Genomic DNA, 23197 nt, shown 5'->3' on the forward strand with positions numbered 1-23197 from the left:
TTTCCGCACCGAGGCGTGCGATCACTTCGCGTTCGTTGGCACCGGACCGGTGGATTCGCGTACGACCATGCGGCACGGTTGGCGCAGCACACCGGAGGGCCGTTCCCCGCCGAGTGCGGCGAACAGGTGCGCTACCGCAGTGGCACCGAGCTGTTGCAGGTTGAGGTCGACAGTGGTGAGCGGGATCCGGCAGTCGGCGGCGAAGTCCTCCCAGTTGTCGTAGCCGACGATGGCCACGTCGTCGGGGATTCGACGCCCGTGATCGAGCAGCGTCTCGACCGCCCCGGTCGCGATCTGGTCGTTGCCGCAGAAGATGGCGTCGAGGTCCGGCTCGGCGGCGAGCAGCATCCGGGTGGCCTGACGACCCCACCGCTGCGACCACTCGCCGTAGCGCGGGCCGCCGCCGATGAGGGGAAGCCCGGACTCGTCCAGCACCCGGCGCAGGCCGGTCACCCGGTCGCGGGCTGCCCGGTAGCTCTCCGGGCCGGTGATGTGGCCGATCCGACGCCGGTTGAGTGAGACCAGGTGCTCAGCGGCGAGTCTGGCGCCGCCCTCGTCGTCGGCGATGAGCGAGAGGTCGTCGCTGTCGGTGGATTCGGCGTAGACGTAGACGACCGGGACCGGGATGTCCCGGGTTATCGAGGGCCGGAAGTCGTTGCTGTCGCCGAGGATGATGAACCCGTCGACCTGCCGGGCCAGCAGCGTACGGATGTAGTGCTGGCGGCGGATCGCGTCGCCCCGGGCGTCGCAGAGCAGCACCGACATCTGCTCGTTGCCGAGTGCGTTCTCCACGCCCAGCAGGATCGGGATGGAGAACCGACCGCCGAGTTCGTCGGTGAGCAGCCCGATGGTGCGGGTGCGGCCGGAGATCAGCCCGCGGGCGAGGACGTTGGGTTGGAAGGAGAGCTCGGCTGCGGCACGCAGCACCCGTTCCCGGGTGGCGGGTGCGACCTCGCCACGATGGTTGAGCGCCTTCGACGCGGTGGCCACCGAGACGCCCGCCCGGCTGGCCACATCGCTGAGGGTCACTGACTCTGATCGTTGCCTGCCCACGAAAGCCTTTCGAAACCTTAACCGGATCTCGGATTTCCGGGTGGGTGCACCCGCTCTGCTCCTGAGTCTAACGACTTGCGCACCACGCACTTAGGGTGGTGCGTGTTATCGATCCGTAACGTTGTTGGCATCTTGCCGAAAACCTTTTCGTAGACCAGGGTGAGTGCACACAGGAGTGATCCCGCCCACGTCGACTCACCGGCGAAGGAGCTACATGTCAGTCACGTCTGCCGCCGCCGACCCGACGGGTGGTCGTCCCGTGATCCCGTCGCGGGGATCGCTGCGCCCGCTCGGTCTGGGCGAGGCGCGCATCACCGGCGGGTCCTGGGCTCTCCGGCAGCAGGTGAACGGTGGCGCCACGCTCGACCATGGCCGATCGTGGATGGACAAGCTCGGCTGGACCGGCAACTTCACCACCGCGAAGGACGGCCGAGGGTCGCAGGAGCGGCGTGGCCGCGAGTTCTCCGACTCCGAGGTCTACAAGCTCATGGAGGCGATGTCCTGGGAGGTCGGCCGCGACGCCGACCGGTCCCGCGACCATGAGGTGGTCGAGCTCACCGCGATGCTCGCCGCGGCCCAGGCGCCGGACGGCTACCTCAACACCGCCTTCGGTCAGCCCGGCCAACGCCCCCGCTACAGCGACCTGGGCTCCGGCCACGAGCTGTACTGCACCGGTCACCTCGTGCAGGCGGCCGTCGCGCGGACCCGCACCACCGGACCGGACGATCTGCTCGCGATCGCCCGCCGGGCAGCCGACCAGGTCTGCGACACCTTCGGCCCGGACGGTGTGTGGGGGCTCTGTGGGCACCCACAGATCGAGCCGGCCCTGGTCGAGTTGGCGCGGCTCACCGGTGAGCAGCGCTACCTCGACCAGGCCGCGCTGTTCCTTCAGCGGCGGGGGCACCGCAGCCTGCCCATGCAGCAGTTCGGCTGGTCCTACTCCAGCGACGACATCCCGGTCCGGGAGGCCGAGGTGCTGCGGGGGCACGCGGTCCGTTCCCTCTACCTCACCAGCGGCGCGGTGGACGTGGCCGTGGAGACCGGCGACGGGGAACTGCTCGACGCGGTGATTCGGCAGTTCGACCGGACCGTGGCCCGGCGTACGTACCTGACCGGTGGAATGGGTTCACGGCACGCGGACGAGGCGTTCGGCGACGACTTCGTCCTGCCCGCCGACCGGGCCTACTCGGAGACCTGCGCCGGCGTCGCCGCCGTCATGGTCGCCTGGCGGCTGCTGCTCGCCACCGGTGAGCCGCGCTACGGCGACCTGATCGAACGGATCCTCTACAACGTGCTCGCCACCGCGATCAGCGACGACGGCACCTCCTTCTTCTACGCCCACACGCTGCACCAGCGGACGCCGACCCGCGACCTTCCGCCGGACCAGGAGCAGCTCGACTTCGCCGGTGGCCCGCGCGCGCCCTGGTTCGAGGTGTCCTGCTGCCTGGGCAACCTGGGGCGCACCCTCGCCGCACTGGCGACCTATCTGGCCAGCGCCGACGAGCGCGGGGTGCAACTGCATCAGTACGCCGACGCCGAGGTGCGTACCCGGCTGGTCGACGGTCGTCGGCTCGGTATCCGGATGGAGACCCGGTACCCCGACGACGGCACCGTCACCGTACGGGTCACCGAATCCGACGGCGGCCCGTTCACGATCACGATGCGGGTGCCGCACTGGGGCGAGGGTGCGGTGCTCGTCGACGGCGACCAGCGTCGTCCGGCCGCCCCGGGCACCGTCGAGCTGACCCGGGTGTTCGAGGTCGGCGACGAGTTTCGGCTGGAGTTGCCGACGCGTCCGAGGTGGACGTTCCCGGATCCACGCATCGACGCGGTACGCGGTTGTGTGGCGGTGGAACGCGGGCCGGTGGTGCTCTGCGCCGAGTCCGTCGATCAGGATCAGGGCGACCTGGACCTGCTCCGTGTCGACACCTCGACCGAGCCGCAGGAGGTGGCCGACGGCGCCGTCGTCGCCGGCTACGCCGAGCCACCCGCTTCGGACACCTGGCCCTACGCGTCCGTTCGTCCGGCGTCCGGCGAAGCCGACCTCGGGTCGGTGCGGCTGGTGCCTTACCACCGCTGGGCCCGCCGGGGTTCGTCCACCATGCGGGTCTGGCTGCCGAGGGACAACACAATCACCTGAATGCCAGCCAAGGAGAATCCTGTGCAGCGAAGAGTTGGAGTCCGGACGGCGAGTGTCGTCACCGCGGCGTTCCTGGTCGTCGCGATGGCCGCCTGTACCAGCGGAGGGGATGACCAGGACCCGGCCGCTGGCGGCCCGGCGGGGGTGGACGACGGCACCACGCTCACGCTCTGGACCCGCGCGGCCACCGAGTCGGTGTCGAAGGCCTACGCCGAGGCGTACAACAAGGCGCATCAGAACAAGATCGAGGTGACCGCGTACCCGGGGGAGGAGTACCCGGCGAAGCTGGCTTCCGCGGCGGGCGCGCGGGCGTTGCCCGACCTCTTCGCCGCCGATGTGGTCTTCTCCGCCCAGTACGCCTCGCAGGGGCTGTGGCAGGACATCACCGACCGGTTCGACGCTTCCGGGTTCAAGGGCAAGGTGGCGCCGGCGCACGTCGACGCGGCGACCTGGGAGGGGAAGAACTACGCCGTCCCGCACACCATCGACATGTCGGTGCTGCTCTACAACAAGGACCTCTACCAGCGGGCCGGCCTCGATCCGGAGCGTGGCCCGACCACCCTCGCCGAGTACGCCGAACACGCTCGGAAGATCGACAAGCTCGGCGGTGACATCAACGGCACCTACTTCGGCGGCAACTGCGGCGGATGTGTCGAGTTCACGTTCTGGCCGTCGGTCTGGGCCGCCGGTGGCGACGTGATCGACGCGGACGGCCGCAACGCGAAGATCGACTCCAAGGAGATGGCCGACGTCTTCGCCCTCTACCGGAAGCTGTACGACGAGGGGGTCGCCGCGCCGGCGTCCAAGGACGAGGCCGGGCCCACCTGGCTCGGCGCGCTGCAGAACGGCAAGGTCGGTATCGCCCCCGGCCCGTCGGTCTGGCTCGGTCTGATCGAGTCCGCCGGGGTCAAGATGGGGGTCGCGCCGATCAGCGGCATCGCCGGCGGCGAGTCGACCTTCGTCGGCGGTGACGCCATCGGCATCAGCGCGAGCAGCAAGAAGGCCGCCCAGGCCTGGCACTTCCTGCAGTGGACGATGTCCGACGAGGCGCAGGTCGAGGTGATCGCGAAGAACAAGGGCGTGCCGACCCGGACCGATCTGGCGGCGAACAAGTACTCCTCGGCCGATCCCCGCATCGTGATGATCAACAACCTGATGGCCAAGGGCAGGACGCCGTACGCGCAGAACTTCAACGCGTCCTTCAACGACCCGCAGAGTCCCTGGTTGTCGACCGTCCGGGGGGCGCTGTTCGGCTCGGCCGCGACGGCCCTGGCCGACGGGAACTCGGCGATCACCAAGTCCCTGCAGCAGAGCTGACCACCGGTGGCCCGGCCGACGCGACGCGACGACCGGGCCACCACCGCAACCGGAGGAACAGATGGCCACGACGGTGATCACCCGGGCGGACGGCGGCACCGGTACCCCGGGCCGTACGTCCCGACCGCCCACCCGGGTCGGCGCGCGGCGACGGTCGCTCGTCGGCGCCCTCTACGCCCTCCCCAACGCGCTGATGGTCGGTCTGTTCTTCGTCGTTCCGTTGTTGCTGGTGATCTGGATGTCGCTGCACCGGTGGCCGTTGCTCGGGGCACCGTCGCTGAACGCGCCGGAGAACTTCACCGACATCGCCGACAACGACCTGATCCGGGACGCCATCTGGTTCACCGTCAGGTACACGGTCTGCATGACGGTCCTGCTGTTCGCCGTCGCGTTCGGTCTGGCGCTGCTCGTGCAGCACCGCCGGCGTGGTGTCGGCTTCTTCCGGACCGCCTTCTTCATGCCGATGGCGGTCGGGTTCGCCAGCGCCTCGCTGCTCTTCCTCGGGCTGCTCAGCGACGAGATCGGTCCGGTCAACGGCATCCTGTCCCGGCTCGGCTTGATCGACGGCTACGTCTCCTGGACCAGCGGCAGCGCCGGCTCGGCTCTCGGCTCGGCCATCGTGCTCGTGCTGTGGCGGTTTGCCGGGTTCAACATGCTCATCCTGTTGACCGGGCTGCAGGCGATTCCCAACGAGGTGTACGAGGCCGCCAGGATCGACGGGGCGAACCGGTGGCAGACCTTCCACCGGATCACCCTGCCGCTCATGCGACCCACCATCGCCCTGGTGCTCACCATGATGACGACCGGTTCGCTGCTCGCCTTCGACCAGTTCTGGATCCTCACCCGGGGCGGCCCGGACAACAGCACCACCTCGCTGGTGATGGTGATCTACCGCGAGGCGTTCATCCGGTTCGACCTCGGGTCGGCCGCGGGGATCTCGGTGGCACTGCTCGCGGTGCTCATCGTCTTCAACGTCATTCAGCTCGGCGTCCTGCGCCGTCGGTCCCAGTGAGCGAGAGGCCAGCGATGATCGGCTCAAGCACGACCTCGCGGTGGGGTTACTACGTCACCGGTACGGCGCTGGCCATTCTGTTCCTGTTCCCGCTGCTCTGGAGCGGGTGGGCCTCGCTGCGCACCGACAGCGGGTTCAGTCTGGAGAACTACGACCGGCTCTTCACCTCGGACAACGGCATCCGCCCGCAGCACGTGTTCAACAGCGTGGCGGTGAGCGCGCTGACGGTCGTCGGCACCCTCTTCATCGCCACGCTGGGCGGTTACGCCTTCGGACGGTTCCGGTTTCCCGGCCGGGACGTGCTCTTCCTGCTCACCCTCGGGATCCTGATGGTGCCGTACGCGACGATCCTGATCGCGCTCTACGTGCTGCTCGGCTGGATCGGTCTGGAGGACTCGCTGATCGGGCTGAGCCTGGTGCTGATCATGTTTCAGCTCCCGTTCTCCATCTTCATGATGCGCAACTCCTTCGAGGCGGTGCCGAACGAGCTGGCCGAGTCGGCCGCGATGGACGGCTGCAACAGTTTTCAGGCGTTGATCCGGATCATGCTGCCGGCGGTCCGACCGGGCCTGATCACCGTCGGTCTGTTCGCCTTCCTCACCTCCTGGAGCGAGTTCTTCGCCCCGCTCATCCTGCTCAACTCCACCGACCGGTTCACCACCATGCTGGCGGTGGTCAACATGCGGACGGCCAGTCACGGCTCCATCGACTACGCGGCGTTGGAGGCCGGAGTGGTCGTGATGGCGGTGCCGTGCCTGCTGCTCTTCGGGTTCATGCAGCGCAGTTATGTCCGGGGTTTCGTCTCCGGCGCACTCAAGGGCTGATCGGGCACCCGCCTCCGATCCAGGGGGGCGGACCCTACCCCAATAAATCGATCAATGTCGATCTATGCCCACGAGAAGGTGACGCGAATGCCCACACCCCCCGTCTCCCGTCGCAGCGTGCTCCAGACCGGAGCCGCCCTCGCCGCGGGTCTCGCCACCGCGGGCGCACTGCCCGCGCGGCCCGCCGCCGCCGACCGCGCCGACACCGGCGTCTCCGCGTACGCCTTTCCCCTGTCGGCGGTACGGCTGCTCACCGGCCCCTTCCAGGCCAACACCGCCCGCACCCACACCTACCTGAAGTTCCTCAACGCCGACCGGCTGCTGCACATGTTCCGCCTCAACGTCGGGCTGCCCTCGTCGGCCACCCCGTGCGGCGGCTGGGAGTCACCCACCACCGAGCTGCGCGGGCACTCGATCGGCCACGTGCTCACGGCGCTCGCCCAGGCGTACGCGAGCACCGGCGACACCGCGTTCAAGACCAAGGGCGACTACCTCGTCGCCGAGCTGGCCACCTGTCAGGACCGCGCGTCGTCGGCCGGGTACAACCCCGGCTACCTGTCGGCGTACCCGGAGAGCTTCATCGACCGGGTCGAAGCCCGCCAGCAGGTCTGGGCCCCCTACTACACCCTGCACAAGATCGTGGCGGGGCTGCTCGACATGTACCAGCTCGCCGGCAACGCGCAGGCGCTCCAGGTGCTGCTGCGCAAGGCGGCCTGGGTGAACCTGCGCAACGGCCGACTCAGCTACGCGACGCGGCAGAACATGCTCGACACCGAGTTCGGCGGCATCGGCGAAACCATGGTCAACCTCTACCAGGTCACCAACGACGCGAGCCACCTGACCGCCGCGCAGTACTTCGACCACGCCGAGGTGCTCGACCCGCTGGCGGCCAACACCGACTCGCTCAACAACTACCACGCCAACACGCAGATCCCGAAGGTCCTGGCGGCGATCCGCGAATACCACGCCACCGGCACCACCCGGTACCGCGACATCGCGGGCAACTTCTGGGAGATGGTGGTCAACCGGCACAGCTACGCCATCGGCGGCAACTCCAACGGCGAGTACTTCAAGCTGCCCAACCGGATCGCCAGCGAACTGTCCGACAGCACCTGCGAATGCTGCAACTCCTACAACATGCTGAAGCTGACCCGGCAGCTCTTCTTCACTACCCCCGGCCGGGCCGACTACTTCGACTTCTACGAGAAGGCCCTGTTCAACCACCTGCTGGGGGCGCAGAACCCGAACTCGGCGAACGGTCACCACAGCTACTACACGCCCCTGCGAGCCGGCGGGATCAAGACCTACAGCAACGACTACAACGACTTCACCTGCTGCCACGGCACCGGCATGGAGACCAACACCAAGCACGGCAACAGCATCTTCTTCCATTCCGGCAACACGCTCTACGTCAATCTGTTCATCGCCGCCGAGTTGACCTGGCCGGGACGCGGCATCACGATCCGGCAGGACACCACCTTCCCGCAGGTCGGCTCCACCCGGCTGACCATCACCGGCTCGGGCGCCATCGACCTGCGGATCCGGATCCCGTCCTGGGCCATCGGCGCGCAGGTGCGGATCAACGGCGTGGCAACGGGCGGCACGCCGACCCCGGGCAGTTACGCCCAACTCAACCGGACCTGGGCCTCCGGAGACGTCGTCGACCTCACCCTGCCGATGGCACTGACGCGGGAGTCGACGCCGGACAACGCCAGCGTGCAGGCGGTCCGGTACGGGCCGATCGTGCTCGCCGGGCAGTACGGCTCCACCAACCTCACCGGCCTGCCGACGCTCGTCCCGGCAAGCCTCGCCCCGACCGGCACACCGTTGCAGTACACCGCGACCGCGAGCACCGGCCCGGTGACCCTGCTGCCCTTCTACCAGACCCACGGCCAGCGTTACACCGTCTACTGGTCGGTGCTCGACACGCCGCCTCCGGTGCCGTTCGTCGCCCACTACCTGTTCAACGAGGCGTCCGGCACCAGCGCGGTGGACGCCACCGGCAACGGACGTACCGCCACCCTGGCCGGCGGAGCGAACTGGACCACCGGCCGCACCGGCAACGCGGTCAACCTCAACGGCACCAGCGCGTACGTCTCGGTCCCGGCCGGCATCCTCGCCGGGGCCACCGCGTTCACCCTGGCGACCTGGGTACGACTGGACACCGCGGCGACCTGGGCCCGGCTGTTCGACTTCGGCACCAGCACCGGCGCGTACCTGTTCCTGACACCGCGCAGCGCGGCCGGCACCGCCCGGTATGCCATCACCACCGGCGGCGCTGGCGCCGAACAGCGGATGGACGCCCCGGCAGCTCTGCCGGTCGGCGCCTGGACCCACCTCGCGGTCACCCAGACCGGCAACCTCGGCGTGCTCTACGTCAACGGCGTCGAGGTGGCCCGCAACACCGCGCTGAGCCTGCGCCCCGCCAGCCTCGGCAGCACCGGCCAGAACTGGATCGGCCGCTCCCAGTACGGCGGGGACCCCTACCTGGACGCGGCGGTGGACAGCTTCCGGATCTACAGCCGCGCCCTGACCGCCAGCGAGGTGGCGAACCTGCACACGACCGGCCAGTAGCCCACACCCACCCACCCCCGACCGGAGGATCGATGTCCAGAAGACGCTGGTTTGCCGCCGCAGCCGCGGCGACCGTCACCACCGTGCTGACCGGGGTCGCGTTGACCCCCGACGCCCACGCGGCCAACCCGATCATCACCAACATCTACACCGCCGACCCGGCCCCGCTCGTCGTCGGCAACACCATGTACATCTACGCCGGCCGGGACGAGGCGGCGGCCGGCAACAACAACTTCGTCATGCGCGAGTGGCGGGTGCTCTCCTCGACCGACGCCGCCACCTGGACCGACAACGGCGTACGAGCGAACATCGGCACGTTCGGCTGGGCCGGCGCCGACGCCTGGGCCGGCGAGGTCGAGCCGCGCAACGGCAGGTACTACTGGTACACCTCGATCAACGGCAACGGGCCCGGCTGGATGGACATCGGGGTCGCGGTCGGCGACAGCCCGCTCGGCCCGTTCACCGACGCCAAGGGCGGCCCGCTGATCAGCGACAGCACCGCCAACTCGTCCGGGCTCAACATCGACCCGACGGTCTTCGTCGACGACGACGGCCAGGCGTACATCTACTGGGGCGGTTACTGGGGAGCACGGGCCGCCCGGCTCAAGCCAAACATGATCGAGCTGGACGGACCCGTGGTCACCCCGGCCGGCCTCACCAACTACTGGGAGGCGCCGTGGATGTTCAAGCGCAACGGCCTCTACTACATGATGTACGCGGCCAACGACACCGGCGGCTGCGTCACCTCGTCGAGCTACGCCTGCCAGCGCTACGCCACCGCGACCAACCCGATGGGTCCGTGGACGCACCGGGGCATCGTGCTCGGCCAGGTCTCCTCCACCACCAACCACGCCGGAATCGTCCAGTTCAACGGCCAGTGGTACATCGTCTACCACAACGCCAACGCCCCCGGCGGCGGTAACTTCCGCCGCTCGGTCGCGGTGGACCGGTTGTCCTTCAACGCCGACGGAACCATCCAGCAGGTGGTCCAGACCACCACCGGCCCACCACCGAACCCCGGTGGCGGCAATCCGACCACCCCGCCGCCCACGAACCCCGGCCAGCCGCCGGCCGGGACCAACCTCGCACCGTCCGCGACCCGCTCCACGTCGTACGTGTCCACCTGGGAGAGCCTCGCCGCGATCAACAACGGCGGCGTGCCGGCAAACTCCCAGGATCGGAGCAACCTGGCGTACGGCAACTGGCCGCAGCAGGGCACCCAGTGGATCGAATACCAGTGGCCGTCGGCCCGGACGGTGAATCGGACCGCCACCTACTGGTTCGACGACAACCAGGGCATCGACCTGCCCGCCTCCTGCCAGGTGCAGTACTGGAACGGCAGCGCGTACGTCAACGTGCCGAACCAGTCCGGCTGCCCGGTCGCCGGGGACGCGTACAACGTCACCACGTTCAGCTCGGTCAGCACGACCCGGCTGCGGCTGTCCATCACCTCCAAGACCGGGCTGTCCACCGGAGTCCTCGAGTGGATGGCCTTCCAGGCGTAGCCAGCCACCCCCGTCCCTTCCGCCCTCTGGAGGTGTCGAAGTGTCACCCGTCCCCAAGCACCGCACACCGCTGGCGTTCGCCGTCACCACCGTCCTCGTCGCCACGCTGCTCACCGTTCCCGCGACCCCGGCGGTGGCCGCGCAGACCATCGGCTATCCCACCTTCTCGGGCCCGGCGATCCCCGCGCCGCCGGTCGGCTACAGCACCGGCAACACCATGCAGTCCATCTACGACGCCGAGGCCGGCGGCACCGACTTCTGGATGGACCGGCTGCTCGCGCGCCCCGGCAACGACCCGGCCGGCACCTGGTTGATGACCCGGGGCCGGGGACTGTTCATGACCACGCACACCCCGTCGGTGATCGGCTTCGGCGGCCAGGTCGCCTACTGGGACAACATCAGCAGCCAGAACGCCTACTCGGTCGCCATCACGCCGGGCACCTTCGCTGAGCAGGTGAGTGGCCGGTGGCAGTCGCCGAGCCACTGGAAGGGGGTCTTCACCAGCGGTTCGATCCGGGTGGAGATGTCGAAGTTCATCACCCACAACAACGTCGCGGTGACCAACCTGACGCTCGTCAACAACGGCTCGGCCAGCTCGACCCTGCAACTGCGGGCAACCTCGCCGTACGCCACCACCGGCAGCGGGAGCGAGTTGACCGGCAGCCGGCAGGTGAAGAACAACCTCACCACCATCTACCCGCGATTGGCCGGGGACGGGTTCACCGTCAGCAGCGGTGGGCTGAACCGGTCGGTGACCCTCGCCGCCGGGCAGAGCGTCACCACCAAGGTGGTGATGGGTTTCGTGACGAACGAGATCCCCGAGTCGCTGACCGAGTACAACACCTACCGGGGGTACGCCCCGGCGACCGCGTTCGCCACCCACGTGCGGGACTACAACCGGTGGTGGGCGGAGAACATCCCCTACATCGACGTGCCCGACCCGGCGATCAAGAAGAACATCTACTACCGCTGGTGGCTGATGCGGTACAACTACCTCGACGTCGACATCCCCGGGCAGGACTACCAGTTCCCGGTGTCGATCGAGGGGGTCACCGGCTACAACAACGCGATCGCGCTGACCCAGCCGATGCACATCGACGACCTGAAATACCTGCGCAACCCGATCTACTCGTACGGGCCGTGGTTGTCGGTCGGGCAGTCGTCGCGCAACGGCCGGTTCATGGACAACCCCGGTGACCCGGAGAACTGGTCCAACAGTTACAGCCAGTACATCGCCGAGGCCGCCTGGCGGTCGTACCAGATCCACGGCGGGCAGCCGGCCATCGCCGGCAACCTGGCCCGCTATGCCGAGGGTGACGTCAAGGGGCAGTTGGCGACCTACGACACCAACAACAACGGTCTCATCGAGTACGACTGGGGCGCGATGACCGGCAACGACGCCGACGCGGTGTCGTTCCACTGGCGTGCCGGCAACCTCGACCGGGCCGAGTCCGCGTACGTCTACAGCGGCGCGATGGCGGCCGTGCAGGCGTACACGTTGCTGGGTAACACGGCGAAGGCGAACGAGATGCAGGCCCTCGCCGACCGGGTCCGTAACGGCGTCATCAACGTGCTCTGGAACCCGAGCCGGCAGCTGCTGGAGCACAAACACGTCGCCACCAACACGCACGTGCCGTGGAAGGAAATCAACAACTACTACCCGTACTCCGTTGGTCTGATGCCGAACACGGCCCAGTACCGGGAGGCGCTGCGGCTCTACGACGACCCGGCCGAGTATCCGATCTTCCCGTTCTTCACCGCGAACCAGCGGGACAAGGCGGCGGCGGCCGCCGCCGGGCAACCCGGCAGCAACAACTTCTCGACCATCAACTCCACCGTGCAGTTCCGGCTCTACTCCTCGGTGCTGCGCAACTACCCCAACCAGTGGATGTCGGCGGAGGACTACAAGAAGCTGCTCTACTGGAACGCCTGGGCCCAGTACATCGGGGGCAACACCCAGTGGCCGGACGCGAACGAGTTCTGGGCTGACTGGAACTCCGGCAGCCGCAGCATCGACTACCGGTCCTGGATCCACCACAACATCCTGGGCAGCAGCAACTGGACGGTGGTCGAGGATGTCGCCGGCCTGCGCCCGCGTACCGATGCGCAGATCGAGTTGTCCCCGATCAACATCGGCTGGACCCACTTCGCGGTCAACAACCTGCGTTACCGCAACGCCGACCTGAGCGTCGTCTGGGACGACCCGGCCGACGGGGTGACCCGCTACGCCGGCATCCCGCAGGGCTACTCGGTCTACCTCAACGGCACCCGGGCCTTCACCGTCGACCGGCTGACCCGGGTGCTCTACAACCCGGCGACCGGCGCGGTCACGTTCCCGGGCGGCGCGGGCACGGTCACCTACAGCGCCGCGGTGCCCGGCCTGCAACTGCCACAGCAGGTGAACCAGAACAGCGCCCGCATGGTGGACATGTTCGCCAAGGCGGGCGCCGATCTCACCGCGACCATCCCCAACCTGGCCCAGGGCGCGACCGGGACCGCCTCGTACACCGCCGCCGGCACCTCCACCGGTGCGGCGCTGGACGGTTTCCCGATCAACGAGCCCCTCTGGGGCAGCTACGGCTCACCGAACAGCTCCGACTGGTACGAAATCAACTTTGGCCAGTCCCGGGCGGTGGACGAGGCGCGGATCTACTTCCGCAACGACCGTGCCACCAACCGGTACCGGGCGCCGGCGTCCTACACCGTGCAGTACTGGAACGGCAGCACCTGGGTGAACGCCGCCGCCCAGGTCAAGACGCCCGGCGTCGCCCAAGCCAACTACAACCGGGTCCGGTTCACCGCGGTCAATACCCAACGGCTGCGGGTGCAGTTCACCCACGCCGCCGGGTACAAGACTGGCCTGACCGAGATCAAGGTCTACAACCGGGGTGGCACCAACCCCGATCCGGATCCTGATCCCGATCCGGGCGGCAACCTGGCCGCTGCGGCGGCACCGACCGCCTCGTACACCTCCGCCTGGGAGAGCGTCGCGGCGATCAACGACGGCGCTGAGCCGCCGTCGTCGAACGACACCGTGAATCCCCGGTGGGGCACCTGGCCCAACGTCGGTGAGCAGTGGGCATTGTTGACCTGGCCAGCGGCGCAATCCATCAGATCGGCGCAGGTCTACTTCTTCGACGACAACGGCGGGGTGCGTCTGCCCGCCTCCTGGAAACTGCAGTACTGGACCGGCAGCGCGTACGCCGACGTGCCCGGCGTCAGCGGCTACCCGACCGTGCTCAACCAGTACAACCAGGTCACCTTCCCGAGCCTGAGCACGACCCGTCTGCGGGTGGTGCTGCAGAGTGGCACGGGTTCGGTCGGACTGCTGGAGGTGAAGGCGTTCGGCTGACGTGATGACGCGGGTGGCCGGCGCCGACGAGTACGCCGCCGGCCATCCGCGCTGGGTGCCCTGGTCAAGGCCTCGGGGCGTCCGCGCCGGACCGCGAGGGCGTCGGCCGAACCTGGCGTCGTAGATGCGGTGGGGGGCAGGCGGATCGCCTGCCCCCCAACGGTCTGTCAGCCCAGGTACTTCTCCCACGGGCCGGTGATGGCCAGGGTGAGGCCGGGGTCCTGCATGTTGACGAAGAGCACCTTGCCGTCGGCCGTAAAGGTCGGCCCGCAGAACTCTGAGTCGTTGAGCTGATTGCGGGCAATCGCGTACGTCGGGCCGCCCGGGACCGTGCTGAGCACGTGGGAGGCGCCCGAGCCGTCCTCGGCGAGCACGAGGCTTCCCCACGGGGTGACGGTCACGTTGTCCGGGCCGTCGAAGGTGAGATCGTTGTACCTGACCGGCGTCCCCTCCTCCGAGGCGGTCTGGTGCGGGAAGTACGTCACCAGCTGGATGGTCTGGGCCTTGTCGTTGTAGAACCAGACCATGCCGTCGTGCGGAGCCGCGTCCGCCGGCAGGTCACCGTCGTCCCAGGCGTAGGAGTTGACCACGTACACGCCCTCGTCGGTGCCCCACACGCCCTCGAACTTGCGCCCGCGGGTGACCTGGCCATCGGTGAACTGCTCGCGCACGGGCTTGTTCCGCGCGTCGCGGTCAGGCACCTCGATCCACCGTACGGGGAAGGGCCGGCCCAGCTGGGCGGAGGTCAGGTAGGCCACGTCCGGCAGCACCGAGCCGTCGTCCATGATGATCTGCATCGCGGCGAGCACGCCGGCGTTCGGTGCGAGGCGGGTGAGCACGCCGGGGCCCAGCTTGACGCCGCGTGGCGCCGCCCAGCGGTAGAAGAGGCCGTTGGGCTCGTCGGCGTCCTCGGAGAGGTAGATCCTGGTGCGGTCCTTGTCGATCGCCAGGGCCTCGTGGGAGTAGCGGCCCAGGCACTTGATCGGGGTGGGGTCCGCGCCGCCGTCGGCCCGAGCCTCGAAGACGTAGCCGTGATCCTTCTGGAAGACGCCGGACCGGCCGTCCTCCTCCCACTTGTCGCCGGCGCGGTCCTCGGTCTCCTCGCAGGTCAGCCAGGTCCCCCAGGGGGTAGGCCCGCCGGCGCAGTTGGCGACGGTGCCGGAGAGGGCGACGAACTCACCCAGGTTCCGGCCCGCTCGGTCAGTGGTGATCACGGTGCAACCGCCGGCGTCGACGGCGCCCGAGTCGTAGACCGTGCCCTTGACGTGCGGTACGCCGAATTCGGCGCCCGGGTCGTTCTCGTGGTTCTGGATCAGGATGTACCGGCCGTGGCCGCCGTCGTAGACAGCCATGCCGTCGTGGTCGGACGGGGTCATGCCCTGGCCGCGGTCGAGGCGGGTGACGCCGGTCCGGGTGACCACGGTGTAGCGGAAGCCCTCGGGCAGGGCCAGGACACCGTGGGGGTCGTCCACGAGCGGCGGGAAGGGCATGTGGCCGGCCTTGACCGGCGGGTGCGGCCGGCTCGGATTGGCCTGAGCCAGGGACGGCAGGCCGCCGGCGACGGCGAGGCCCACGCCAGCGGCGGCGCCGCCAGCGAGGAAGGTACGACGAGAGGAAGGCACGTGGATCAGCTCCTGATCAAGGCAAGCGCGACGACTGACAGCCAACTCCGGCGGGCAGACACCGACACGTCACCTATGGGAGCGACTGATGACATCGGAGTGAAGAATCAGGGTGACTCACGCATCGGCGAAGCCGAGCTCGTACGAGATCCGGTTCGCAGTCTCCATCAGGAGTGAGAGGTTGCTCTTCAGCTGGTCGAGGCTTGCGATGACCTCGATCGCCGTGATCGAGGCGGCGGCGATGACCAGCCCTCGCGAATCTCTGATCGGTGCGGCGATGCACATCACGTAGGCGTCGTGCTCCCCGTTGTCCGCGGCCCAGCCTTGTTCGGGAATGCGAGCGAGTTCTGCTTCGAGGGAGTCGCGGTCGGCGAAGGTGGTGTCGGTGAACCGTTCGAAGACGACGTGGGAGAGAAGACGGTCGCGTTCCTGCGAGGGTAGGTAAGCCAGGATGGTCTTGCCCACGGCGCTCGCGTAGATCGACACTGCGCGCCCTACCCGGGATGGCAGCTTTACCGAGTCGAACGCCTGACTGTCGACCTTGTCGATGTAGATGATCTCATCGCCGGTCAGCTGCGCCAGGTGCACGGTGTGGCCGGTCTCCCGTTGCAGCGCACGTAGGTGTGCGGCGGCGAACTGGCGCAGGTCCATCGAGCCGAGCGCAAGCTCGGACAGCTCGATCACCCCGCTGCCGAGTACATAGGTGCCCGCGCCGGTCCGGCGCACGAAGCGGGCGGCCTCCAGTGTCTGCAGGATCCGCAGAGCCGTGGACTTGTGGACGCCGAGCACCTCCGCTGCGTCCGTGAGCGACAGCGGGTGCTCCGCCGATCGACGGATGAGGTCGATCGCGCGGCGAATCGATTGCGCCAAGGTTCTGTCTCCCCTCGCGTGACGGGGGACCCCGTCGCTGCCGTTGCGTAATATGCAATGTAGTGCCTGCGATGCGCAACCATCCCTTGACACCGTTGCACATGACGCTACGATCGTTGCAATTTCATCGAGGTGAATCTCGATGCGATCGAGCAGCACCCGTTCACACCGCATCCGCTCCGGATGTTCCGGGACGCCGTCTACGACATCCGTCCTCGGACGAGCGGCCCTTCTTCAACCTGGGGAGCGGTTCATGACGGTCCCACAGCCCCGAGGGCTGGCCGTTGCTGCGGACTGGTTCGGGTCCGCCGCTGAGGCGCTGCCGGACGACGACCGCAGCGTCCTCATCGGCCGGGTCTGGGACCCGGCCGCCGACGGCCCCTCACCCGTGATCGTCCGGGACGGCGAGGTCATCGACATCAGCCACCGGTTTGCGACCGTCCGGGACACCTGTGAGCTGCCGGATCCGGCAGCGACGGTGGCCGGGCTCGACGGGCCGCGGTTGGGCGACTTCGGGGAGATCCTGGCCAACACGGGTGCCGCGTCTCCTGATCGCACCCGGCCCTGGTTGCTCGCCCCGGTCGACCTCCAGGCGCTCAAGGCCGCCGGCGTGACCTTCCCGGTCTCGTTGATCGAACGCGTCATCGAGGAGCGGGCACGGGGAGACCTGGCGGTGGCGGCGGACATCCGACACCGTATGTCCGCCGACATCGGCGCCGACCTGGACAGCCTGACGCCGGGCTCGGCGGAGGCGGAGCGGCTCAAGAACCTGCTGGTCGGCGAGGGGATCTGGAGTCAGTACCTGGAGGTGGGGATCGGGCCGGACGCCGAGATCTTCACCAAGGGTCAGATCCTCTCCGCCGTCGGCACCGCCGTTCCCGTCGGCGTGCTCGCCGCGTCGACCTGGAACAACCCGGAACCCGAGGTCACGCTCGTCGTCCAGTCCAGCGGCCGGATCGTCGGCGCCACCCTCGGCAACGACGTGAACCTGCGGGATGTCGAGGGCCGCTCGGCGCTCCTGCTCCCTTTGGCGAAGGACAACAACGCCTCGTGCGCCCTCGGTCCCCTGATCCGGCTCTTCGACGAGCGGTTCGGCCTGGAGCAGGTGCGCGAGCTCGAGGTGCGTCTGGACGTCCGCGGTGTGGACGGCTTCCAACTGGAGGCGGTCTCGGAGATGACACGGATGTCGCGCGACCCGGTGGCGCTGGTGCGGCAGTTGATCGGCCCACACCACCACTATCCCGACGGCGCCGTCCTGATGCTCGGCACGATGTTCGCGCCCATTCAGGATCGGGACCGCCCCGGTGAGGGCTTCACCCACAAGGTCGACGACGTGGTACGGATCAGCTGCCCGGCGCTCGGCACCCTGGTCAATCGGGTGCGGCACGCGGAGAGGTGCGAGCCATGGACGTTCGGCGTCCGGGATCTCATGGCGAATCTGGGGAAGAGAGGACTGCTGTGAACGTGGTCGGCACGGTCGATCCGCGCGATGGCCGACGTCGCGCGACGGATCTCACCGAGACGGACGAGTCCCGGCTGGAGGTGATCGCCGGCCAGGCGACCCGGGCCGTGCAGTGGCTGTCCGGCCTGGGGCGACTCGGCAGAGCGGAGCTGCTGGACGCGATCGCCGCGTCCCTGGAGTCCCGTCGCGTGGACCTGGTCGCGACCGCGGAGGCGGAGACCGGGCTGAGCCACGCGCGACTCGACCAGGAACTCACGCGGGCGGCGCTCCAGTTCCGGATGTTCGGCGACGTGCTGCGCGACGGAGGGTACGTCGAGGCAGCCATCGACCATGCCGCCGACACACCGCTCGGACCCGGCCCGGACCTGCGGCGGATGCTCGTACCTCTCGGGCCGGTTGCCGTCTTCGGAGCCAGCAACTTCCCGTTCGCCTTCTCGGTCGCCGGGGGCGACACCGCCGCCGCGCTCGCCGCGGGTTGTCCCACCGTCCTGAAGGCCCACCCGTCGCACCCGCTGACATCGCACGCCTCCGCCGAGGCGATCGAGTCGGCCATCCGCGACCTGGGCGGGCCCGAGGGCGTGATCGCCACCGTGTACGGGGAGCAGGCCGGCCGCTCACTGGTGGGCCACCCCGCGATTCGCGCGGCCGCCCTGACCGGCTCCGTCGGCGCCGCCCGTGCCATCCAGGCGGCCATCGACGAACGACCGGATCCCATTCCGTTCTACGCCGAGCTGAGCAGCGTCAACCCGATCGTCGTCCTGCCCGGCGCGGCCGCCGACCGGGGAGACCAGATCGCCGAAGGGTTGTTCGCCTCCTTCACAGGCTCGGGCGGTCAGCTGTGCACCAAGCCCGGTCTGGCGTTCATCCCGTCGGATCCAGCTGGTGAGCACCTGCTCGACACGGTGCGGGGGAGGGTCGCGGCCTCGGGCGGCACGGTCCTGCTGAACGAGCGCATCCGGGACGCGTACGAGAACGGGGCCAAGGGCCTTGAGCGGGCCGGCGCTCACGTCGCGGCGCGGCCTCAGGTCGACCCTGGCGTGGGCTTCACCGTCGCGCCGACGCTCCTGGAGGTTGGTCTGGCGGGCCTGACCGCCGAGATCGCCGACGAGTGTTTCGGCCCGATCATGGTCGTGGTCCGGTATCGCGACGTCGCCGAACTCGACGCCGTGCTGGCGACCGTCCCACCGTCGCTGACCGGCTCCGTCCATCGCGGACCGGGTGACGATGCCGGCGTCGTGGGCCGGCTGGTCGACGTGCTCGCCGCTCGCTCGGGTCGCATCGTCTTCGACGGCTATCCCACAGGTGTCCGCGTGTCGTGGGCTCAGCACCACGGTGGGCCCTGGCCCTCGACCAACGCCGTGCACACCTCGGTGGGCGCCACGTCGATCCGGCGATTCCTTCGCCCGCTCGCGTGGCAGAACGCCCCGGAATGGATTCTTCCCGAGGAATTGCGAGACGAGTTCACCGCCATTCCACGACGAGTCGACGGGAGGCTGGAATCAGGGGTGGAATAGCCCTGTGGAGCCTCATCATCCTGGGCTTGCTCGTGCCACCAGCCCAATTCACCACGCGCCCATTGATCGCCGCGCACCCCGCGGCCGGACGGATGACAGAGAGGTGTGCTGATGTCGACGACGAATCGACCGCTGCGCAGCGGGCAGTGGTTCGGTGCGGAAGGCCGCAACGGCTTCATCCATCGGTCCTGGATGCGCAACCAGGGTTTCGCGGACGACGTCTTCGACGGTCGCCCGGTGATCGGCATCGCCACCACCTGGTCGGAGCTGACACCCTGCAACGCCCACCTGCGCGACCTGGCCGAATCGGTGAAGCGGGGCGTGTGGGAGAGCGGCGGCCTGCCGCTGGAGTTCCCCGCGATGAGCCTGGGCGAGCCCCTCATGCGACCCACGACCATGCTCTACCGCAACCTGCTGGCGATGGAGCTGGAGGAGCTGGTCCGAGCCAACCCGCTCGACGGGGTGGTCCTGCTCTCCGGCTGTGACAAGACCACTCCCGGCCTGCTGATGGGTGCGGCGAGCGTCGACCTGCCGACTCTGATGATCACCGGCGGCCCGATGCTGAACGGCAAGTTCCGTGGCCAGGACATCGGCTCGGGCACCGTCGTCTGGCGCTTCACCGAGGAGATGCGGGCCGGCCGGATGACCGCGGCCGACTGCGCCGAGGCAGAGGTCGGCATGTCGCGCAGCCGCGGCCACTGCATGACCATGGGTACCGCCTCCACGATGGCCTGCGTGACCGAGGCGCTGGGCGTGCAACTGCCCGGGGCCGCCGCCGTGCCGGCGGTCGACTCGCGGAGGTACGCGCTCGCGCAGGCCGCCGGGCGTCGGATCGTCGCCATGGTCGAAGAGGACCAACGGCTGTCCACGGTGCTCACCCGCCACGCGTTCGAGAACGCCATCCGGGTCAACGCCGCGATCGGCGGTTCCACCAATGCCGTCGTACACCTGCTGGCGATTGCCGGACGCCTCGGCGTCCCCCTGTCACTGGAGGACTTCGACACACTCACCGCCGACGTGCCCATGATTGTCAATTTGATGCCGTCCGGGGCGTACCTGATGGAGGATTTCGCCTACGCGGGCGGAGTTCCGGTGGTGATGAGCGAGATCGCCCCGCTGCTGCACCTGGACCACGTCACCGTCAGCGGGACGAGCGTGGCCGACAACATCAACGGTGTCCAGTGCTGGAACCGGCAGGTCATCGGCACCCTGGCGGAGCCATTCCAGCCCGCCGGCTCGGGCACCGTGGTGCTGCGCGGGTCGCTCGCACCGTCCGGGGCCGTTCTGAAGGTCTCCGCCGCCTCCGCCCACCTGCTCACGCACACCGGGCCGGCGCTCGTCTTCGACCGGATCGAGGACTACGTGGTCGCCTCCGACGACCCGGACCTCGATGTCACCCCCGAGACCGTGATCGTGGTACGAAACGCCGGACCACGCGGCTACCCCGGCTTCCCGGAGGTGGGTAACGTGCCCATGCCACGGCGGCTGCTCGCCGACGGCATCACGGACATGGTCCGGATCTCCGACGCCCGCATGAGCGGCACCGGCTATGGCACCTGCGTCCTGCACGTGGCCCCGGAGGCGTCCGTCGGCGGCCCTCTCGCGCTGGTGCGCACCGGCGACCTGGTCCGTGTCGACGTTTCGACGCGGCGCCTGGACCTCCTGGTCGACGACGCGGAACTCGCAGAACGCCGTTCCGTCTGGCAGCCACCACCGCTGGCGGCCGATCGGGGTTGGGCCCGGTTGTACAGCGAGCACGTCCTGCAGGCCGACAGGGGCGCGGACCTCGACTTCCTTGTCGGTGGCAGCGGCAGCGACGTGCCCCGTCATTCACACTGACCACCACGGAACGGACGAGGCCCAACGGTGTGCCGAGTCTTCAACCTCGCGTCCCGTGCGCCCACCAGCCGCGCTGGGTTTCCGTCAGAGGGCCTGCCGTAGAGCGTCGGCCAGTTCGGCCGCCGTTGTCGCGGGGACGCGAGGGTTGTCGACGAGCATCTCGTCGATCACGCCGGCCAGCCGCGGCGGGAGGGACCCGAGGCGCTGCCGCACGGGCACCGGCCGCGTACGCAGGACCACCGCGATCGGGTCGGTTCCGGAGGGAAAGTCCCGGGGTGTCATCCCCGTCAGCATCCAGTAGAGGCAGGCGGTGACCGCCCAGAGATCGACTTCTGGCCGGGCGTACTTGTAGTCGATCAGTTGGGCGCGGGCCTGGAAGGCGATGCTTCCGCCGATGGCGCCGGTCCTGGTGTGTCCGGACAGGCCCGCCTGGTCGAATGCCTTGGCAAGCCCGAAGTCCGCGACCTTGGTGACGGTCTCACCGTGGGGCCCGGCGGTGAGGAGGAGGTTCTGTGGCGTGATGTCCCGGTGCACCAGGCCACGGGCCACCTCGGTCCGGCTGTCGGCCAGCATGACCGGAAGCTCCGCCCGATGGGCGTAGGCCAGGCCGGCCAGGGCGTCGAGCGCGATCGGTACGGCCTCGTCGACCGTGAGACGGCCACCCCGCCGGGCGACGAGCTCGGCCACGCTGCCGCCCGGGCAGTATTCGCAGGTGAAGAAGAACGCTGTCCCTGCCGAGCCGCCGCTGTGCAGGGCAACGACATTCGGGTGCCGCAGCCCTCTGGTGCAGGCGAACTCCCGCAGGAAGCCGTCGCGGGCGGCCGGATCCACGGCCCGGTCGGCAAGAAGGGTCTTCAGCGCGACGATCCGGCCGGACGGCTCATGGCGGGCCAGGTAGACCACGCTCTGGCCGCCCCGGCCGATCTCGTGGAGCACTCGGTGGTCGGTGAAGTCGTCGAGACCGGGGGAGCCGTCCGCCGCGGCGGCCAGCAGCGCCGGCAGGGCTCGACCCGGATCCGGACCGGTCGGTGCGGCGGCTGTGGGCGTCCGGTTGTCGGGGACGGTGACTCGCAGCCTCGCGCGCCCGATGCGGACCTCGTCGCCATGCGACAGATCCTGCTCGCCGTCGATCGGGTGACCGTTGACGTAGGTGCCGTTACGGCTGCCGAGGTCCCGCACCCGTACCGTCGGCGGGTTGATGTCGAGCAGGCAGTGGTAGCGGGAGATCCGTCGCCGCTCGTCGTCGACGCGGATCCCGCAGCCGGGGGCACGCCCCACCACGACGGTCGTGCGGTCGACGAACACGTGCGCGTCGGTGGTGGACCCAACCTGAACGGTCACCGTGACGGGTGGGCAAGCCTGCACTGTCAGTCGACCAGCGCCACGTACAGCGGGCTGCCCAGCAGCACGGTCATGCCGGGTCGGCCGTCGAGCTCGGGGTACGGGCTGGGCCCGGACAGCAGTCGCTTGGCGAGGAACTCGACGTTCTGCACAGGCCCTCGGAGACGGGTGCCGGCCCGGTGCACCGAGGCCAACGCCTGCGCGTCAGCGGCGTCCGCGCCCGTGATGCCGTCGTTTAGCACGCCCGGGTCCAGGTCGGTGTCGTCGCCTTCGACGAGCCCGTCGAGCAGAGCGGGCATCGTGGACGATCCGCCGAACGCGTGCGAGGCCGGGTCCGGCGGAGACGCGCCGATGACGTGAAACGGTGACCCGCCGAGGCCGATGATCGTGTCCTCGGTGCGGCCGCCGAAGTAGACCAGCGCACGTTCGTTCGTGGTCGGGACGATTCCCCACTGCATCGGCAGCAGCCCGCGGAAGAACTGCCCGGGCGCGTCCACGTCTCCGACGTCGGCGTGGTCGTCCAGATAGCGCGTCACCCGTTCCAGCCGGGCCACCTGATCCGCGGCAGGGCTTTCGACGGTGTGCTTCGCGCCGACGAACGTGAGGTTCACGCTGAACTCGGCGGATCGTTTGCGGTGATAACCCGGGTCGATCTGTGACAGCAGCATGTCGACCTTGGCGTCGCTGATGTAAAGGTAGTAACGAAAGCTCACTGTCACTCCCTCACCGGCCCGGTCCGCCACCCGAGATTACCGTCCGCCATCGACCGGCA

The 23197-nt window shown here is 68.9% G+C and carries 15 protein-coding genes; 10 read left to right on the forward strand and 5 right to left on the reverse strand.

Features of this window, described 5'->3' with window-relative positions; translation table 11 throughout:
* Positions 1–21 precede the first annotated feature (21 nt).
* Complete coding sequence (locus ABZS37_RS01990; RefSeq protein WP_355164929.1) at positions 22–1053, reverse strand: LacI family DNA-binding transcriptional regulator; 1032 nt, start codon at positions 1051–1053, stop codon at positions 22–24.
* Positions 1054–1267: 214 nt separating this feature from the next.
* Between ABZS37_RS01990 and ABZS37_RS01995 the strand changes: the two genes are divergently transcribed.
* From ABZS37_RS01995 to ABZS37_RS02025, 7 genes are all read left to right on the forward strand, one after another.
* Entirely contained in the window at positions 1268–3193 is a 1926-nt protein-coding gene (locus ABZS37_RS01995) for a beta-L-arabinofuranosidase domain-containing protein (protein WP_355164930.1), read from the forward strand.
* Positions 3194–3214: 21 nt separating this feature from the next.
* Complete coding sequence (locus ABZS37_RS02000; RefSeq protein WP_355164931.1) at positions 3215–4510, forward strand: sugar ABC transporter substrate-binding protein; 1296 nt, start codon at positions 3215–3217, stop codon at positions 4508–4510.
* Positions 4511–4571: 61 nt separating this feature from the next.
* Complete coding sequence (locus ABZS37_RS02005; protein WP_355164932.1) at positions 4572–5522, forward strand: sugar ABC transporter permease; 951 nt, start codon at positions 4572–4574, stop codon at positions 5520–5522.
* A gap of 14 nt (positions 5523–5536) precedes the next feature.
* On the forward strand, positions 5537–6346 hold the full coding sequence (locus ABZS37_RS02010) for a carbohydrate ABC transporter permease (protein ID WP_355164933.1): 810 nt from the start codon (positions 5537–5539) through the stop codon (positions 6344–6346).
* A gap of 87 nt (positions 6347–6433) precedes the next feature.
* Positions 6434–8920: a beta-L-arabinofuranosidase domain-containing protein gene (locus ABZS37_RS02015; RefSeq protein ID WP_355164934.1), complete on the forward strand. Its 2487-nt coding sequence runs from the start codon at positions 6434–6436 to the stop codon at positions 8918–8920.
* 32 nt (positions 8921–8952) lie between these two features.
* The gene (locus ABZS37_RS02020) at positions 8953–10425 is read left to right on the forward strand and encodes a glycoside hydrolase family 43 protein (RefSeq protein WP_355164935.1); all 1473 of its coding nucleotides are present in this window, start codon (positions 8953–8955) and stop codon (positions 10423–10425) included.
* A 40-nt stretch (positions 10426–10465) separates the two neighbouring features.
* A complete protein-coding gene (locus ABZS37_RS02025) occupies positions 10466–13777 on the forward strand; it encodes a discoidin domain-containing protein (protein ID WP_355164936.1) in 3312 nt (1103 codons plus the stop codon).
* A 167-nt stretch (positions 13778–13944) separates the two neighbouring features.
* On the opposite strand, the gene ABZS37_RS02030 is transcribed toward ABZS37_RS02025, so the two are convergent.
* Together ABZS37_RS02030 and ABZS37_RS02035 are read right to left on the reverse strand one after the other, a co-directional pair.
* On the reverse strand, positions 13945–15399 hold the full coding sequence (locus ABZS37_RS02030; RefSeq protein ID WP_355164937.1) for an alkaline phosphatase PhoX: 1455 nt from the start codon (positions 15397–15399) through the stop codon (positions 13945–13947).
* A 117-nt stretch (positions 15400–15516) separates the two neighbouring features.
* Positions 15517–16428, reverse strand: coding sequence for an IclR family transcriptional regulator (locus ABZS37_RS02035; protein ID WP_355164938.1), 912 nt, complete (start codon positions 16426–16428; stop codon positions 15517–15519).
* Between the two features lie 94 nt (positions 16429–16522).
* Here ABZS37_RS02035 and ABZS37_RS02040 point away from each other — a divergent pair, with 94 nt between their 5' ends.
* From ABZS37_RS02040 to ABZS37_RS02050, 3 genes are all read left to right on the forward strand, one after another.
* A complete protein-coding gene (locus ABZS37_RS02040) occupies positions 16523–17731 on the forward strand; it encodes a fumarylacetoacetate hydrolase family protein (RefSeq protein WP_355164939.1) in 1209 nt (402 codons plus the stop codon).
* Positions 17728–19245, forward strand: a complete 1518-nt coding sequence (locus ABZS37_RS02045; protein ID WP_355164940.1) for an aldehyde dehydrogenase (NADP(+)) — start codon at positions 17728–17730, stop codon at positions 19243–19245. The genes ABZS37_RS02040 and ABZS37_RS02045 overlap by 4 nt, the downstream gene beginning before the upstream one ends.
* 111 nt (positions 19246–19356) lie before the next feature.
* Entirely contained in the window at positions 19357–21084 is a 1728-nt protein-coding gene (locus tag ABZS37_RS02050) for an IlvD/Edd family dehydratase (RefSeq protein ID WP_355164941.1), read from the forward strand.
* A gap of 84 nt (positions 21085–21168) precedes the next feature.
* On the opposite strand, the gene ABZS37_RS02055 is transcribed toward ABZS37_RS02050, so the two are convergent.
* Complete coding sequence (locus ABZS37_RS02055; protein ID WP_355164942.1) at positions 21169–22425, reverse strand: FHA domain-containing serine/threonine-protein kinase; 1257 nt, start codon at positions 22423–22425, stop codon at positions 21169–21171.
* 26 nt (positions 22426–22451) lie between these two features.
* Positions 22452–23138 (reverse strand): SAVMC3_10250 family protein, encoded by a 687-nt coding sequence (locus ABZS37_RS02060; RefSeq protein WP_355164943.1) that lies wholly within the window; start codon positions 23136–23138, stop codon positions 22452–22454.
* Positions 23139–23197 lie beyond the last annotated feature (59 nt).

It is taken from the genome of Micromonospora sp. NPDC005413 (assembly GCF_040606435.1).
GTDB lineage: Bacteria > Actinomycetota > Actinomycetes > Mycobacteriales > Micromonosporaceae > Micromonospora.